Annotated in this window: 13 protein-coding genes; 6 read left to right on the top strand and 7 right to left on the bottom strand. The window is 70.7% G+C overall.

Features of this window, described 5'->3' with window-relative positions:
* Window positions 1-120: 120 nt before the first annotated feature.
* On the bottom strand, window positions 121-1,029 hold the full coding sequence (locus tag ACFFNX_RS21255; RefSeq protein WP_378204849.1) for a siderophore-interacting protein: 909 nt from the start codon (window positions 1,027-1,029) through the stop codon (window positions 121-123).
* Between the two features lie 177 nt (window positions 1,030-1,206).
* On the opposite strand from ACFFNX_RS21255, the gene ACFFNX_RS21250 reads away from it, so the two are divergent.
* Window positions 1,207-1,890 carry a TetR/AcrR family transcriptional regulator gene (locus ACFFNX_RS21250; RefSeq protein WP_378204847.1) on the top strand — a complete coding sequence of 228 codons (684 nt, stop codon included), beginning with the start codon at window positions 1,207-1,209 and terminating at the stop codon, window positions 1,888-1,890.
* A 77-nt stretch (window positions 1,891-1,967) separates the two neighbouring features.
* On the opposite strand, the gene ACFFNX_RS21245 is transcribed toward ACFFNX_RS21250, so the two are convergent.
* A complete protein-coding gene (locus ACFFNX_RS21245) occupies window positions 1,968-3,785 on the bottom strand; it encodes an ABC transporter ATP-binding protein (RefSeq protein ID WP_378204844.1) in 1,818 nt (605 codons plus the stop codon).
* Window positions 3,782-5,617 (bottom strand): ABC transporter ATP-binding protein, encoded by a 1,836-nt coding sequence (locus tag ACFFNX_RS21240; protein ID WP_378204840.1) that lies wholly within the window; start codon window positions 5,615-5,617, stop codon window positions 3,782-3,784. The genes ACFFNX_RS21245 and ACFFNX_RS21240 overlap by 4 nt, the downstream gene beginning before the upstream one ends.
* 201 nt (window positions 5,618-5,818) lie before the next feature.
* On the opposite strand from ACFFNX_RS21240, the gene ACFFNX_RS21235 reads away from it, so the two are divergent.
* Window positions 5,819-6,631, top strand: a complete 813-nt coding sequence (locus tag ACFFNX_RS21235; protein ID WP_378204837.1) for an AraC family transcriptional regulator — start codon at window positions 5,819-5,821, stop codon at window positions 6,629-6,631.
* 37 nt (window positions 6,632-6,668) lie between these two features.
* Here the strand turns inward: ACFFNX_RS21235 and ACFFNX_RS21230 are convergent, their stop codons facing one another.
* A complete protein-coding gene (locus ACFFNX_RS21230; protein ID WP_378204834.1) occupies window positions 6,669-7,898 on the bottom strand; it encodes an acyl-CoA dehydrogenase family protein in 1,230 nt (409 codons plus the stop codon).
* Window positions 7,899-8,134: 236 nt separating this feature from the next.
* Here ACFFNX_RS21230 and ACFFNX_RS21225 point away from each other — a divergent pair, with 236 nt between their 5' ends.
* Complete coding sequence (locus ACFFNX_RS21225) at window positions 8,135-9,409, top strand: MCE family protein (protein WP_378204831.1); 1,275 nt, start codon at window positions 8,135-8,137, stop codon at window positions 9,407-9,409.
* Here the strand turns inward: ACFFNX_RS21225 and ACFFNX_RS21220 are convergent, their stop codons facing one another.
* On the bottom strand, window positions 9,410-10,375 hold the full coding sequence (locus ACFFNX_RS21220; protein ID WP_378204828.1) for a glucosyl-3-phosphoglycerate synthase: 966 nt from the start codon (window positions 10,373-10,375) through the stop codon (window positions 9,410-9,412).
* Window positions 10,376-10,464: 89 nt separating this feature from the next.
* The gene (locus ACFFNX_RS21215; RefSeq protein WP_378204825.1) at window positions 10,465-11,901 is read right to left on the bottom strand and encodes a helix-turn-helix domain-containing protein; all 1,437 of its coding nucleotides are present in this window, start codon (window positions 11,899-11,901) and stop codon (window positions 10,465-10,467) included.
* Window positions 11,902-12,052: 151 nt separating this feature from the next.
* On the opposite strand from ACFFNX_RS21215, the gene aceA reads away from it, so the two are divergent.
* The 3 genes from aceA to ACFFNX_RS21200 all read left to right on the top strand — a co-directional run bounded on the left by aceA (window position 12,053) and on the right by ACFFNX_RS21200 (window position 15,888).
* Window positions 12,053-13,348 (top strand): isocitrate lyase, encoded by a 1,296-nt coding sequence (gene aceA, locus ACFFNX_RS21210; RefSeq protein WP_378204822.1) that lies wholly within the window; start codon window positions 12,053-12,055, stop codon window positions 13,346-13,348.
* A 165-nt stretch (window positions 13,349-13,513) separates the two neighbouring features.
* Window positions 13,514-14,959 carry a M1 family metallopeptidase gene (locus ACFFNX_RS21205; protein WP_378204820.1) on the top strand — a complete coding sequence of 482 codons (1,446 nt, stop codon included), beginning with the start codon at window positions 13,514-13,516 and terminating at the stop codon, window positions 14,957-14,959.
* 143 nt (window positions 14,960-15,102) lie between these two features.
* Window positions 15,103-15,888 (top strand): ABC transporter permease, encoded by a 786-nt coding sequence (locus tag ACFFNX_RS21200; RefSeq protein WP_378204817.1) that lies wholly within the window; start codon window positions 15,103-15,105, stop codon window positions 15,886-15,888.
* 6 nt (window positions 15,889-15,894) lie between these two features.
* On the opposite strand, the gene ACFFNX_RS21195 is transcribed toward ACFFNX_RS21200, so the two are convergent.
* The coding region (locus ACFFNX_RS21195) for a hypothetical protein (protein WP_378204814.1) at window positions 15,895-16,352 on the bottom strand (458 nt) is incomplete at its 5' end.

Below are 16,352 nucleotides of genomic sequence, written 5' to 3'. Positions count from 1 at the left end.
CACGACGGCTACGCCAGATCGGCGGCCCGGCCGCCCGGATCCCCGCCCGCAGGCGAGGCGGCTACGCCAGGTCGGCCTCGAGAATGACCGCCCGGCCGCCCGGACCCACGCCCGCGACGGCTACGCCAGGTCGGCTTCGAGGGTGATGGCCGGGTCGTCCGGGTCCGCGCCTGCGGCGACCGCTGCCTGGAAGGCGGCCATGACCTCCTGGTCACGCTCGTCGCTGGTCCGTCCCGCCTTCCAGTACGCGGCCGCCTTGAGCGCCGGACGCGCCAGACCACGGTCATCCAGCAGGTGACGGCGCAGAGTGCGTACCACCTCGGCTTCGGCCGCCACCCACGCCTGCGCACCCTCGAACGGGCGGTCCAGCCCCCGTACGGCCTTCTCCAGCAGGCCACTCCCGCCCGGCGCGGCGCCGTCGCGGGTCAGCCAGACGATCTCGGCGTCCGCAGAGGCGGCGATGTCGAGCACGTCGCGATCGTCCTGGACCTCGATGAACGCGGTCACGCGACTACCCTCAGGCAGGGACTCCAAGATCGTCGCGATGGCCGGAAGCGCACTGTCATCACCCGCGAGCAGATGCCAGGCCGCCTCCGGCGACGCATAAAACTCATGGCGAGGCCCGGCAAGCCCCACCTCATCCCCCAGACCTACGCCCGCCGCCCAGACCGGGCCCGGTCCCGCGCCGTGCATGAGGACGTCCACGTCCATCTCACATGCGGCCGGATCGAAACGGCGGACGGTGTAGGCACGCAAGGTCGGCGGCACCGCGCCCTCGGCGTACGCGGGCACGCCGTCGGGCCCGACCGTCGGCAGGTCCGGACGGCTGCGGCCGGGCGGCGGAAGCATGAGCTTCCACGCGTCGGCCGGCAGCCCTCCCTCGATGCCGTCCAGGTCCTCGCCGCCCAGGGTGATGCGCCGCAGCCGCGGCGCCGGCTCGGTGATCCGCACCACGTGTGCGAGGCGGACCCGTACCTGAGGCCGCGTCCGGCGAGTCCGCCTGCGCAGTTCCTCCTGGATCGACGGCATGAACACTCCTTGATCGGTACGAACGGCCGAGGTGGGCGATATTTCCGTTCATCACGGACATCGCATCGGCTAACTAAGGTATGGCTAACCAACCTTGTTAGCAACAGCCTGTCGCGAAGCCCACGTCCGTACTCGTCGCGGGCGTCGGCAGCGCGAAGAGTACGGGAGGATATGGGCATGGCCACCGGACCGAACCGCGCCGCCTCTGGCCGGCCGCGCACCCCTCGCGTCGGCCGCCCGCCGCTGGTCGACCGGCAGTCGATCGTGCGGGCGGCGGTCGAGGTCGGCTTCGACGCCATCACCATGACGGCCGTCGCCGAACATCTCGGGATCAAGCACTCGACCCTCTACCGCTACTTCGCCAACCGCGACGAACTGATCACCGCCGCCGTGGACTCGGCGGTGACCGAGACGACCTGGCCCACCCCCGCGGGCGACTGGCGGAACGTCCTGAGCGAGTACGCCTGGGCGACGTTCCACCTGCTGGAGCGGCATCCCGGCCTCGCGGCGCAGATCAGCTCGCTCCGCATCAAGTCCGCGGCCTACGGCGCGGTCAGCCACCGCACCGTCACAGCCCTGCTCGACCACGGGTTCGGCGGGCAGGAGGCGATACTCGCCCACGACATCGTGCACGAACAGATCCTCATGTTCTTCATGGCCGGCCAGCGGCAGGGCGAAGCCGCCAAAGACCCCGAACAGGCCGCCGGGCTACGACGCGCCATGCTCAAGGACGCGCTGCCCGACCTGGACCCGCGCCTGCGCGCCCCCCTCACCCGCATCGTCACCTATCGACCCGCCGACTGGTTCTCCCGCAAGCTCGACGTCATCATCGACGGCATCGCCGCGCTCGCCCCCGAATAGCCCGGCGAACGAGCCGCCGGGCGAAGGACGCGGTCCACCGAGGCCCGGCATCAAGGAACGACACAGCCCGTTCCCCCTCAGGCCGGCCCCGACGACGCCTGCGACCACGCCGCCCACAGGGTCGCGTAGACGCCCCCTGCCGCCCGCAGTTCCTCGTGGCCGCCCCGTTCGCCGACCCGGCCGTTCTCCATGACGATGACGATGTCGGCGTGGGCGGCCTGGCCGAGCCGGTGCGCGATCACGACGGAGGACCGTCCCCGCGTGACCTGACGGGCGGCGTGATCGAGGGCGCGGGCGGTGTCGCTGCCCGCTTCGGCGGTGGCCTCGTCCAGGATCACGATGGGCGGGTCCAGCAGCCACAGTCGCGCCAGGGCCAGTTGCTGGGCCTGGCTCGCGGTGAGCGGGCGCCCGCCGCCGCCGACGGGGGTCTCGATCCCGTCGGGGAGAGCCTCGACCCAGTCGTGGGCGCCGACGGCGTGAAGAGCGTCGTCGATCGCCTCCCGCGTGGCCTCGGGCCGCGCGAGGCGGAGGTTGTCGGCGATCGTGCCGGCGAAGACATGGGTCTCCTGGGTCACCAGCGCGACGTGGTGCTGGGGCAGGTCGATGTACTCCAGAAAGACGCCGTCGAGGGCGGCGGTGCCGGTACGCGGCCGGCGTAGACCGGCGAGCAGGGACGCCAGTGTCGACTTGCCCGATCCCGTCGTGCCGACGACCGCTATCTGGCGGCCGGGTTCGAGCCGGAGGGAGATGTCCCGTACGACATCGGGCCCCTCCCCGTAGCCGAAGGACACGTTCTCGGCCGTCAGGCTCGCCGCGGTCCCGATCGGGCCGGGCGCCGGCCGACCTGCGTCCCGGGCGCCGGTGAGGGTGGTGATGCCGACGAGGCGCGCCAGGCCGGCGCCGGCCTGCTGGATGCCGTCGAAGACACCGAGGACGATGTTGATGGGACCGAAGAGGCCCGCGAAGAAGAGCGCGGCGGTCGTGGCTGCACCGAGACTCACCAGCTCGGCGCGGACGAGGAAGTAGGCGACCAAAAGGATCGCGCCGAGACCGACGAACTCGGCCAGGTTGAGGCGGCCGTAGAACCGGGTCGCCGCGCGAACGGCCCGGAACTCGTAGTCCATCGACTCGGCGGAGGCGGCCTCGACGCGATCACGCTGGGAGGCGCCGAGCCGCAATGCCCGCAGGGTGGAAAGCGCGGTGAAGCCGGTGAGCAGCGCGGAGGCGCGACGGCCGTCCGCGACGCGGCCTCCGGCATAGATCGGCCGCGAGGTACGCAGATACCAGCGCAGCGTGTGAGCCTGGATCGGGACGGCGAGAAGGCCGGCGAGGGCGAAGCGCCAGTCCAGGGCCGCGAGACCGGCCAGCGCCGCCAGGATCGCCAGGCCGGAGCCGATGAAGCTGCCCAGGGCGTCCGATGCGGCGTCGGAGACGAGCTCGGCGTCGCCGGAGACCCGCGAGACCAGATCACCGGCCCCGCCCGCCTCCACGACGTCGATGGGCAGCTCCACCGCGGCGGCCACCGTCTCCTCGCGCAGCCGGGCCACCGCGGGCAGGACGGTCCGCGCGAGCAGGACCGTGGAGCCCCAGCCGGCGGCGGCACCGGCGACGGTGGACGTGGCGAGCAGGACGACGGGACCGACCAGCACGCCCACGCCGCGATGGTCGGCGATGGCCTGGGTGATCCAGCCGATCGCGACCGGCCCCACGAGCCCCAGAAGACTCTCGGCGATCATTGTCACGGCCGTCGCGCACAGCAACGGCCGCCGTCCCCGCATCACCCGGCGGAGATAGGCGCGGACCTGCCGGCCCGTCGCGACCGGCAGCAGCACCCGGCCCGCGGACCGCGATCCGGAACCGCCGGCGGGGGACGCGTCGGTGGTGGCTCCGGTCATCGTGCCACCACCGCACGGTACGCCGCGCTGCGGGCGAGGAACGCGGAGTGCAGCCCCTCCGCCCAGACGCCGCCGGCAGGGGTGTCCGGATCCGCGGGTTCCCGGCTCTCACCGGGTCCGCGGGCGCCGGTCGGCCGGGGATCGAGGAACAGGACGCGATCGCAGCGGGACAGCCATGCCGGACTGGTCGTGATCACGAGCGTGGTGCGTCCGGTCCGCGCCTCCCGCACCCGCGCGGCGATGCTGTCCTCGGTCGCGGCGTCGACGGCGGTCGTCGGATCGTGCAGCACCAGCACCGGGGCGTCGAGGGCCAGGGCGCGGGCGATCGCGACCCGCTGCTGCTGCCCGCCGGAGAGCGTTTCGCCGCGATCGCCGACCGAGGTGGTCGCGCCGTTCGGCGCGCTGTCGATCACCTGGTCGGCGTAGGCCGCCCACGCCGCGCGCCGTACCGCCGGGGTGAGCTCGGACCGCCTCTCGCCGGCGGCCGGTGCGGTGTTCCCGGCGAGGACGGTCAGGTTGTCGGCGATGCCGCCGGGCAGCAGGACGGCGTCGTGGTAGGAGACGACGACGGCACGCCGGAGCTCTTCCAGGGGGAGGCGCGGCAGCGGAGTGCCGTCGAGCAGGATCCGGCCGTCCTCGGGGTCGCGCTCGCGCGCCAGGAGCAGCGGGAGCTGGGTGGCCGCGACGGGATCGCCGCAGACCACACCGGTCATGCCGCCCGCCGGAACGGTCATGGTGATCGCCACCGTGGGACTCAGCCGGGTCCGATCGAACCGGATCTCGCCGGCGCCGTGCCAGGGCGCCGGGCCCGTGCCGGAGCCCGTGCCGGAATCGGGGACACCGGGCGTGGTGACCGCGGGCTCGGCGACGAGGATCTCACGGATGCGTTCGGCCGACGCGAGAGCGCGGGCGTACGCGGCGCTGGCGCCCGAGACCTTCTGCATCGGGCCGATGACGAACTGCGCCAGCCCCAACGCCGACACCAGCGGCCCCAGGCCGAGACGCCCGTGGAGCGCGAGCCAGCCGCCGACACCGGCGATCACGGTGAGGTACAGGCCGGTGAAGATCGCCCCGACCGCGGACAGCGTCGCTTCGGAGGACGTCGCCCGCAGGGAGGCCCCGACCGCGGCCTGGCTGGCGCGGTCGTACTCCCCCGCGGCGTTGCGCTGTGCGCCGATCCCCTTCAGCACGCGCAGTCCGCGGACCAGGTCCTCGGCCAGCACGCTCGCCCGCGCCCGCCGGTACTGCTCGACGTCGCTGCGGCGCCGCAACAGCCGCGACACCCGGTTCTGCGCGATCAGGAGCACGATCGTGCCCCCGATGATGATCACTCCCAGGATCGGCGAGTACCACAGCAACAGCACGGTCGAGGTGATCAGCACCGCCGCCGCGGAGACCGCCATGGCGACCATGCCGGCGTAGGCGCCCACCCGGTTCGCGTCGCTGGCGGCCCGGCTGAGCAGGTCACCCGGCGGATGGCTCACCCCGCCGGCGGGTCCGACGACTCGATCGGTGAGCCACATCCGCACCTGATGACCCGTGTGCTGCTTGGCGCGCATGCTCGCCCGTGCGCCGAACCGGTACGACGTCGACAGGAACAGGAAGTCCGCGGCCAGCACGCCCAGCCACAGGGCGATCGAGGCGCCGGAGCCGTGGTCGGCCATCCGGCTGATGGCGGCGCCGATGATCACCGGCACCATCGACTCACCCAGTTGGTGGGTGCTGTACAGGACCGAGGCGGCGACCAGGTCACGGCGCCGTGTCCGCAGCGCCCGCCAGAGCAGTGCCCGTGCGGAGGCCGGAGGCTCCGGATCGGCGGCGCCGGTGGCCACGCCCCGCGCGGTGACGTCTGAGGGAGAACGGGAATCGGGCGGAGCGGACGAAGTCACCCACGCCACGTTAGGGATGCCTCACTTGTGACGTAAAGTGACTAGCGCGCCAATCTTTGTCGCATACCCGCCATCGGCCCTGGGAACGCCGCCTTCCGGGCCCCGGCAGCATCCGCGGAGACCAGGAAGACGCGAGGAGGGACAGTGGCGGCGGAAAGCGCGATCGGGCTGGAGCGATTCGAGATGCTCCGCGGTCAGGCGTTCAACAGGCACGCCCACGACGTCCATCAGCTGGCATGGGCGAGCACCGGTGTGCTCATGGTCGGCGTCGACGACCGATGCTGGGTCCTGCCGCCGAACCTCGCCCTGTGGATCCCGGCGGGGGTGTGGCATGTCACGGCGGCGCAGCGCGACACGGTGCTGCAAGGAATCTATCTCGACCCCGCCAGATGCGGGTTGGCCTGGGACGAGCCGACGGTGCTGGCGGTCTCCCCCTTCGCCGGCCATCTGATCGGATACCTCACCGGAGATCTCGACGAGGCGCCGCGCGTGCGCGCCGAGGCCGTCCTCCTCGATGTCCTCAGGCCGGTCGGCAGGGCGACCATCGAGTTGCCGATCCCCACCGACCGGCGCGCCCGCGAGGTCGCCGACATCCTCCTGGCCGACCCCGCCGACCAGAGAAGCCTGGAGGAGCTCGCGGCCCGGGTACGGTCCAGCCCGCGCACGCTGCTGCGCGTCTTCGCGGCCGAGACCGGCATGACCTTCAGCCAGTGGCGCGTCCACGCCCGGCTGCAGGTCGCCATCGGTCACCTCGCCGAAGGGCAGCGCGTCGGCCGCGTCGCCGAACTCGTCGGCTACGCCACGGCCAGCGCCTTCGTCGCCGCGTTCCGCCGGGTCACCGGCCACACCCCGGCCCACTACTTCGGCCCGGACACCCGCGCCGTCACCGGGGCCACGCGGACGCCCGGTGGCGTAGTACCGGAGGAAGGTTCACCGGCCGTGGACGAGCACCGATGAAGCGAGCCGTACCCCGGCTGCTCCCTCTCCGGAGACGCTACCGAACCGGTAGGCCCGTGACCGTACGGCCGATGACGAGGCGCTGAATCTCCGACGTGCCCTCGAAGATGGTGAAGATCTTGCTGTCGCGGTGCCAGCGCTCGACCGGGTAGTCGCGGGTGTAGCCGTTGCCGCCGAGGATCTGGATGGCCTCCTCGGTCACCTTCACCGCCGTCTCGCCCGCGTACAGCTTGGCCATCGAGCCCTCCGCGCTGCCGAAGTCCTTGCCGTTGCGGGCCATCCAGGCGGCGCGCCAGACCAGCAGGCGGGCGGCGTCGATCGACGTCTTCATGTCGGCCAGCTTGAAGGCGATCGCCTGGAAGTCACCGATCCTGCGGCCGAACTGCTCGCGGTCGCGCGCGTAGTCCAGGGCGTACTCGTACGCCGCGCGGGCGATGCCGACGGCCATGGCGCCGACGGTCGGGCGGGAGGCCTCGAACGTGCGCATCGCCGCCTGGCCGGCCGCGCGCTTGCCCTCGCGCACCCGGGCGAGGCGTTCGTCGAGCTTCTCCTTGCCGCCGACGAGGCACGAGCCCGGCACGCGCACGCCGTCCAGGATGACCTCGGCGGTGTGGGAGGCGCGGATGCCGTGCTTGCGGAACTTCTGGCCCTGCGACAGGCCGGGCGTGCCGGGCGGGACGATGAAGCTCGCCTGGCCGCGCGTTCCGAGCGACGGGTCGACCGACGCGACGACGACGTGCACGTTCGCGATGCCGCCGTTCGTGGCCCAGGTCTTGGTGCCGTTGATCACCCACTCGTCCTTGGCCTCGTCGTACTCCGCGCGGGTACGGATCGAGCCGACGTCGGAGCCGGCGTCGGGCTCGGAGGCGCAGAAGGCGCCGAGCTTGACGTCGTCCGGCGTCCCGAACATCTGGGGCACCCACTCCCCCGTCTGCTCGGGCGTGCCGGTGGCCGCGACCGACACGGCCGCCAGGCCGGAGCCGACGAGCGACAGGCCGATGCCCGCGTCTCCCCAGAAGAGCTCCTCGAACGCGACCGGGATGCCGAGACCGGACTCCTCGAACCACTGCTGGGCGAAGAAGTCGAGCGAGTACAGGCCGATCTTGGCGGCCTCCTGGAGGATCGGCCACGGCGTCTCCTCCCGCTCGTCCCACTCCTCGCCCGCGGGCCGGATGACGTCCTTGGCGAACTCGTGCACCCACTCCTTGACCTGCTGGATGTCCTCGGGCAATTCGAGCGAGAAGGCCGGGGCGCCGTCGTCCGACATGTTTCCTCCGTCTCGGGGCGGCCAAAGGCCGGACTATTGGACTCGGTGTCTCTTAAGCGTAGACCCGACGGCGTTACCGCCGGTAACATCGTGGCCAGTGTCACAGACGCGCCAAAAGAACCGTTGACTCATCCATAAGGAGTCACGAGGCTGTAACAACCGATACCCCGGGCGTGCGGTACGAGGTAACTTATTGCGCGCTCCGCCCAGGTCACTCCAGAAGAATGGGAGCTTGCGTGGGTCTGCTCCGCTCCGGCCGCCGCCGGAATGCCCGCACTCCCGTACTCGCGTACGGCGCTCTTCTGCTCGTCGTCATCGTGGCCGCCTCGCTCGTGGCCATACTGTGGCCCGGCGGGCCGCAGACCCACGTCACCGCCTACTTCGAACGTGCCACGGGTGTCTACCCCGGCACCGAGGTCCGCGTTCTCGGGGTGAAGGTCGGCAAGGTCACCAAGGTCACGCCCAAGGGCAACATGGTCGAGGTCAAGATGACCTACGACGCCAAGCGCAAGGTGCCGGCCACCGCCCAGGCCGTGATCATCGTGCCGTCGCTGGTCGCCGACCGCTACATCCAGTTCACCCCGGTCTACCGCGGCGGCGCGGCGCTCAAGGACGGCGCGACGCTCTCGCTGTCGAGCACGGCCGTGCCGGTCGAGCTGGACGACGCCAACCAGGCGGTCAACGAGCTGACCAAGGCCCTCGGCCCGCAGGGCGCCAACGCCAACGGCTCGCTGTCCCGGTTGCTCAAGTCGAGCGCGGAGACCCTCGACGGGCAGGGCGAGAACTTCAAGCAGACCCTTCAGGACCTGTCCGACGTCAGCCGGATCCTGTCCGACAACCGCGGCAACGCCACCCAGACCGTACAGAACCTCGCCAAGATCACCCAGGCGATGGCCGCGAGCGATCGTCAGATCCGCTCCTTCTCCCAGAACCTCGCCTCGGTGTCGAGCACCCTCAACGGTGAGAAGGCCGAGCTGCGGGCGGCGATCAGCAGCCTCTCGGTGGCGCTGCGGGAGGTCGCGGGCTTCGTCAAGCAGAACAAGACCGAGATCGCCGCGAACGTCCAGGGGCTCGCGCAGATCACCGGGGTGCTGGTCAAGGAGAAGGCCGCGCTGCAGCAGTTCCTGGACAAGGCGCCGGTGGCCGCCGCCAACGCGAACAACGTCTACGACCCGCAGGACGGCACGCTGCACGCGCGCCTCAACCTGCAGCAGTCGCAGAACATCGCCATGTGGCTGTGCTCGCTGGCCTACTCCCTCGGCGCACCGCCCAAGCAGTGCGAGGCCCTGCTCAAGCCGCTCAACGCCCTGGGCGTGCCGCTCAGCAAGCTCCCGGGCGTCGACCTGTCCGCGCTGACCACGGCGACGACGCACTACGACGTGGTCCCGCCGCCCTCGGACGCCTACGGCGGCAACGCGCCGGCGCAAAGCCAGAGCCAGAGCAAGAGCCCGAGCGCCACCAACCCCGACCCGACCTTCGGTGGCATCCTCTCGCCGCCGGGCAATCCCTGATCAGACGGCCGAGCCGAGCTGGTCCACCACCTCGATCATGGGCGGCCGCTCCCCGACGGCCACGTCGCTGAGCCGGATCTCGTGGCCGTCGGCGACGCGCCGGAACTGCGTGAGCGTGGTCGACGGCGGTTCGAGGCGTACGACCCGGCCCTGACGTTCAAGCCGTGACCAGGCCGTCTGCATGATCTGCCCGGACATGCCGCCGAGCGCCTCGGCGGACTGGTGGCGGTGCACACGGGTGCCCAGGTCCACCTGGGCGATCGCGTCGAGGCCGGCGTACTCCAGCACGTCGACCAGCAGGCCGAGCTCCACGCCGTACCCGGTGACGAAGGGCAGGCGTTCGAGCAGCGAACGGCGGCCGGCGTACTCGCCGCCGAGGGGCTGGAGGACGCCTGCGAGCAGGGGCCAGTGCATGTTGATCAGTGGGCGCGCGACGAGCTCGGTCACCCGGCCGCCGCCGTGGGCCACGGTCGTGCCGCCCGTCACGAACGGGCGGTCGTAGCAGGCCTTGACGTAACCGACGGACGGGTCGGCCAGCAGCGGGCCGAGCAGGCCGCCGACGAACGCCGAGGTGAACTCGCGCAGGTCGGCGTCCACGAAGACGAGCAGGTCCCCGCGGGCGACGTGCATCGACTTCCAGAGCGCCTCTCCCTTGCCGGACATCGGCGGGAGCCCGGGCAGCACGTCGTCCTGGGCGACCACGACGGCGCCCGCGGCCGCGGCGACCTCGGCGGTGTCGTCGGTGGACCGCGAGTCGATGACGATCACCTCGTCCACCAGGGGCGCGCCGTCGACGAGGTCACGGCGGATGGACGAGACGATCTCCCCGACCGTCTCGCGTTCGTCACGGGCCGGGAGCACGACGCTCACCGTCGTGCCGCCCTTCGCCGCGAGCAGATCCTCCACCGGCCAGTCCGCGGCGGAGCTCGTACGGCGGCGCAGCCAATCCTCGACCTGGGGCAGCAATGGGGGCTCCCCTCTTCCTGAGCGACTTCCGCCCATTGAGCCCTGGCACGGTTTCGCCGCCGTTTCGCCGGCGTCACACCGGCGAAACGTCATCCGGACGCGTGCTGGTCGAGGAACTCGTAGACGTCCGCCTCGTCGACGCCGGGGAACGCCCCCGGCGGCAGGACGGACAGCACGTGGGAGTGCGCGCGGGCCGAGGGCCAGGCGTAGCCCTGCCAGCGCTGGGCCAGCTCGGCCGGGGGCAGCTGGCAGCAGTCGCCGTCGGGGCAGGCCGAGGTGACCCGGCGCTTGGTCTCGCGGCCACGGAACCAGCGGGAGTGCTCGAACGGCACGCCGAGCGTGATCGCGAACTCCTTCTCGTGGCTCGGGTCGATGTGGGAGAGGCACCAGTACGTGCCGGTGGGCGTGTCGGTGTACTGGTAGTAGATGGAGAAGCGGTCGTCGGCGTTGAAGACGTGCCGTCCGGCCCACTCACGGCACATCCGCTGCCCCTCGATCGCGCCGTGCTCGTCGGAGGGGAAGACCAGCCCGTCGTTGGCGTAGGCCTTGTAGATCGTGCCGCTCTGGTCGTTCTTGGTGAAGTGGACCGGCAGGTCGAGGTGGTGCGTGGCCAGGTTGGTGAACCGGTGGGCGGCCATCTCGTACGACACGGAGAAGACGTCGCACAGGTCCTCGATGGACAGCTCCCGGTCGGCCTTGGCCTCCTGGAGGTACGGCACGACCGACCGTTCGGGCAGGAGCGTGGCGGCGGCGTAGTAGTTGGCCTCGACCCGCTGGCGGAGGAAGTCGGCGAAGTCCTTGGGCACCGCGTGCCCGAGGGCGATGTGGCCGAGCGTCTGCAGGAGGATCGTGCGGGGCGTGTGCATGCCGAGCTGCTGGCGTTCGAGGTAGATCCTCCGGTTGCGCAGGTCGGTGACGGACCGCACGGACCGCGGCAGGTCCTGGACATAGCGGAGGGAGAAGCCGAAGTTGGTGACGAGCGCGAGCAGCATCCCCTGGGAGAGCGCGCCCGCCCGGTAGCCGACGGCCTCCAGGGTCTTGGCGGCGATCTCCTCGATCTCGCCGAAGTAGTTGCCCCGGTCGTGCATCTGCCGCCGCAGCTCGGCGTTGGCCTTCCGCGCGTCCTCCGGGCTCGCGGTCGGCTTGGTACGGCTCCGCTTGACCTCCTCGTACATGGCGAGCAGGTGTTCGAGGACGTCGTTGGGCACCCGCTTACCGATCTTCAGGTGGGCCAGCCCCAGGCTCTGGTACAACGGGTCGCGCTGGGCCTCCTCGATCGCGATCTCGAGCTGGGCGCGCCGGTTCGGAGGCTGTTTGCGAAGCAGTTCCTCGATCGGGACCTCAAGGGCGGTGGCGAGCGCCTGGAGCAGTGACAGCTTCGGCTCGCGCCGGCCGTTCTCCAGGAGTGAGAGCTGCGAGGGTGCCCGGCCCACACGTTCACCCAGGTCGGAGAGGGTGAAGCCGCGAACCTTGCGGAGATGGCGCATCCGCTGACCAAAGGTCACGAGGTCTAGACCATTCGTCAAGTTCAGCGTTTCTTCTTTCTGAAAGCCCGTCACGGCTTCACAATAGCAGAATTTTCTCAGTTCTTCTTGTTACTCCCTGGTTCACTAGAGCCGACCTCGGCCCGACACTTGAGGCATACGCACCCAGGGGACGACATAGGAGGGCATCGAAATGAGCAACCGTCGCCTCAAGGGCGCAGCCGAGGAGCTGCAGCATCAGTGGGAGACCGACCCGCGCTGGGCGAACATCGATCGTGACTACACCGCCGAGGACGTCATCCGGCTGCGTGGTTCGGTGCAGGAGGAGCACACGCTGGCCCGCCTGGGCGCCGAGCGGCTCTGGCGACTTCTGCAGGAGGACGACTACATCAACGCGCTCGGCGCGCTGACCGGGAACCAGGCGGTCCAGCAGGTGCGTGCGGGCCTGAAGGCGATCTACCTGTCCGGCTGGCAGGTGGCCGCCGACGCCAACCTCGGCGGGCAGACCTACCCGGACCAGAGCCTGTACCCGGCCAACTCGGTCCCCGCCGTCGTGCGCCGCATCAACAACGCCCTCATGCGGGCCGACCAGATCACCTGGGCGGAGGGCGACGAGAGGGCGCCGTACTGGCTCGCGCCGATCGTCGCCGACGCCGAGGCCGGCTTCGGCGGTGTGCTGAACGCCTTCGAGCTGATGAAGGGCATGATCGCGGCGGGTGCCGCCGGCGTGCACTGGGAGGACCAGCTCGCCTCGGAGAAGAAGTGCGGCCACCTGGGCGGCAAGGTGCTCGTCCCGACCGGCCAGCACATCAAGACGCTGAACGCCGCCCGCCTCGCGGCCGACGTGTCCGGCGTTCCCTCACTGATCGTCGCGCGGACCGACGCCCAGGCCGCAACGCTGATCACGAGTGACGTGGACGAGCGCGACCAGGAGTTCATCACCGGCGAGCGCACCGCCGAGGGCTTCTACCGGGTGCGCAACGGCCTCTCGTCCTGCGTCGCCCGGGGCCTGGCCTACGCGCCGTACTCCGACCTGCTCTGGATGGAGACCGGCACGCCGGACCTCGACGTCGCCCAGCAGTTCGCCGAGGCGATCAAGGCGGAGTACCCGGACCAGATGCTCGCCTACAACTGCTCGCCGTCGTTCAACTGGAAGAAGCACCTCGACGATTCGACGATCGCCAAGTTCCAGCGAGAACTGGGGCACATGGGGTACAAGTTCCAGTTCATCACGCTGGCCGGCTTCCACTCGCTCAACCACTCGATGTTCCACCTCGCCAAGGGCTACGCCGAGGACGGCATGACGTCCTACGTGGAGCTGCAGGAGGCGGAGTTCGCCGACGAGGGATCCGGCTACACCGCGACCAAGCACCAGCGCGAGGTCGGCACCGGCTACTTCGACCTGGTCAGCACGGCGATCTCGCCGGACTCCTCGACGGTCGCGCTGAAGGGCTCGACCGAGGAGGAGCAGTTCGTTAGGGCTCACTGACGGTCAGGCGTCCAGGTCGCGAGAGGATCCCCCGGCTCAGGCCGGGGGATCCTCTCGATTTTGTCGCTTTCCGGCGAACACTACTTTGTGTCAAAGTTTCCGACAGAGGGCACAAGGCGGTAAGAGTTGCCCTTTCCGGTTGATCCTCTGCATCTAGGGACCGACATGCGCAAAAAACGCGTGCTGCTGGCCATCGCCACGTCGACCGTAAGCCTGGTCGCGCTCACCCCAGCAGCGCTCGCGAACACGCGACCCCAGTTCACCCCGGGTGCCACCGGCATCGGTGACCCCTACTTCCCGCTGGAGGGCAACGGAGGCTACGACGCCCAGCACTACGACGTCGCCTTCTCCTACGACCCGGCGACGCACCGGCTCGACGGCACCACCTCGGTGACCGCGCGGGCCACGCAGAACCTCTCACGCTTCGACCTGGACCTGCAGCAGCTCGACGTCGGCAAGGTCACCGTCGACGGGCGGCCCGCCACGTTCACCCGCGACGGCCAGGAACTGCGGATCACACCGCGCCACGGCATCCGCAAGAACGCGCGGTTCGTCGTGGCGGTGACGTACGGGGGCGTGCCCCAGACGATCGTCGGCTCGCCGGTCGTGTTCGGCTCCCCGTACGGGTTCGTGCACACCGACGACGGCGCCTTCATGGGCGACGAGCCCAACGCCGCCTCGACCTGGTTCCCCAGCAACGACCACCCGAGCGACAAGGCCTCCTTCACGTTCCGCGTCACGGTGCCCAAGGACCGGTCGGTGATCTCGAACGGACGCCTGGTCTCCCGGCGGACCAACGGCGACAAGTCAACCTGGGTCTGGGACGAGAAGTACCCGATGGCCACCTACCTGGCCACCGCGGACATCGGCCAGTGGCAGTTCAAGACCGGCAAGACGCCCGGCGGCATCCCCGAGACGGTCGCGGTGGACCCGAAGCTGGTCGGACGTGACCCGAACCATCCGGACCCGATGGCGTTCTTCTGGGACACCACCGCCGAGGCGACGGACCTGTGGTCGAAGACCTTCGGCAGGTTCGCCTTCGACTCCACCGGCGCGATCGCCGACCTGGCGACGTACAACGGCCAGGCGATCGGCTTCTCCCTGGAGACCCAGACCCGCCCGCTGTACTCCGACGTGCGCAACACGAACACGATCGCGCACGAGCTGGCGCACCAGTGGTTCGGTGACGCGGTCTCGGTCCAGGACTGGAACGACATCTGGCTCAACGAGAGCTTCGCGACGTTCGCCCAGTGGCTGTGGGCCGAGAAGCAGGGCGGCGCGACCGTCCACGACCAGGCCCGCACCACCTACAACCAGCACGGCGAGACCGACACGTGGTGGAACGTCGTGATCGCCGACCCGCAGCGCGACACCATGTTCCACGACCGCGTCTACAGCGGCGGCGGCATGGTGCTGGAGTTCCTGCGGGAGAAGATCGGCGACCCCGCCTTCTTCACGCTGCTGCACACGTGGTTCGAGCAGCACAAGTACGGCAACGGGAACACCGAGCAGTTCACCGCGCTCGCGAGCAAGGTGGCGCACCAGGACCTCGGCTCCTTCTTCCACACGTGGCTGTACTCCCCCGGCAGGCCTCCGCTGCCCCAGAGCTGACCGGCCGGTCCGCACCGCCGCCCGCCACGCCGTAAACGTGTGGCGGGCGGCGCCGTCTCGCCCGTACGGTGTTGGCCGGTGGTGCCGCGCGCCGCGATCTCCGGTGCGCACGGCCGGTCACGATCAGTGAGGGGAACGACACGATGCGGCTTTACGCCTGGATCGCGGCCTACGCGTTCCGGCGCCACAGCACCTACCGCATCGCCGCGTTCTCGGCGACCTTCACCAACACCGTCTTCGGCTTCATGCGCGCGGGCGTACTGATCGCGCTGTGGCACGCCCGGCCCTCGCTCGGCGGGTACGACGTCTCCGACGCCATCACGTTCAGCTTCCTCAGCCAGGCGATGATCGAGCCGATGCGCATCTTCGGCGGCGGCCTGGACCTGACCGAGCGCATCCGCACCGGCGACGTAGCGGTCGACCTGCACCGCCCCGCCGACCTGCAGGGCTGGTGGCTGGCCGACGACATCGGCCGCACCGCGTTCGCACTGGTGTCGCGTGGCACGCTGCCGCTGCTCGCCGGCTGGCTCGTCTTCCCGCTGCGCTGGCCCGCGCCCGCGACCTGGGCCGCCTTCGCCGGGGCGGTGCTGCTCGCCATGCTCGTGAGCTTCGGTCTGCGCTACCTCACCTCGCTCGTGGTGTTCTGGGTGCACGACGACCGCGGCGTGAGCGGCATCAGCATGATCACGTCGCTGTTCTTCTCCGGGCTGATCGTCCCGCTGGTGGTCTTCCCCGGCCGGCTCGGGGCGGTGGCCCACCTGCTGCCGTGGGCGGCGCTGATCCAGGTTCCGGCCGACGTCTTCCTCGGCAAGCGCACCGACCTGCTCGACGTGTACGCCTTCCAGGCCGCCTGGGCGGCGGCACTGCTCGTGGCCGGACGGCTGCTCACGTCGGCCGCGCGGCGAAAGCTGGTGGTCAACGGTGGCTGACGTGCATCACCGCGGACGCCATGCGACGGGCTCGATCGACGCGAGGTCGTGGAAGAGCCGTTCGGTCATCCAGCGGGCCGACCGTCCCGGGGCGTCGACCCCCCGGCAGCCGGAGAGCCGGATGTCGGCCAGGTCCGCGAGCGTGGACCCGGACCGCTGGAAGTACAGCCGCGCGCCGGCGCCGTCGTCGTTCGGGCAGTTGAAGTTCCCGGACGGCCACTTCGGCGCCGCCCCGATGTCCTTGGCGAGACGCCGCGCCACATCGGCGCTCCCGCGTGTCAGCGCCGCCCGGCACGGCCGCTGGTTCAGGCCGGGAAGCCACACGGCGACGACCCCGGTGGGCCGGTCACCGACGCTCACCAGCCCGTGTCTCCGCTCATTCCCGGCGCCGTGGGGGACGAGGCACGCGTGCCCCGCTCCCTCGGGCCGCGCCGACGCCGACGGGGCCGCGGACGGCGGTGCCG

Origin of the sequence: Actinoallomurus acaciae, assembly GCF_042429965.1 — a bacterium.
GTDB classification, from domain to species: domain Bacteria; phylum Actinomycetota; class Actinomycetes; order Streptosporangiales; family Streptosporangiaceae; genus Actinoallomurus; species Actinoallomurus acaciae.
The sequence above is the reverse complement of the archived record's forward strand: the minus strand, read 5'-3'. Positions and strand labels throughout refer to the sequence as shown.

Bases quoted from the DNA above. Each gene is read 5' to 3' on its own strand.
- ACFFNX_RS21230 (WP_378204834.1), bottom strand. From the start codon at position 7,898: ATGTCGGACGACGGCGCCCCGGCCTTCTCGCTCGAATTGCCCGAGGAC.
- ACFFNX_RS21245 (WP_378204844.1), bottom strand. From the start codon at position 3,785: ATGACCGGAGCCACCACCGACGCGTCCCCCGCCGGCGGTTCCGGATCG.
- aceA (WP_378204822.1), top strand. From the start codon at position 12,053: ATGAGCAACCGTCGCCTCAAGGGCGCAGCCGAGGAGCTGCAGCATCAG.
- ACFFNX_RS21250 (WP_378204847.1), top strand. From the start codon at position 1,207: ATGGCCACCGGACCGAACCGCGCCGCCTCTGGCCGGCCGCGCACCCCT.
- ACFFNX_RS21200 (WP_378204817.1), top strand. From the start codon at position 15,103: ATGCGGCTTTACGCCTGGATCGCGGCCTACGCGTTCCGGCGCCACAGC.
- ACFFNX_RS21255 (WP_378204849.1), bottom strand. From the start codon at position 1,029: ATGCCGTCGATCCAGGAGGAACTGCGCAGGCGGACTCGCCGGACGCGG.
- ACFFNX_RS21205 (WP_378204820.1), top strand. From the start codon at position 13,514: ATGCGCAAAAAACGCGTGCTGCTGGCCATCGCCACGTCGACCGTAAGC.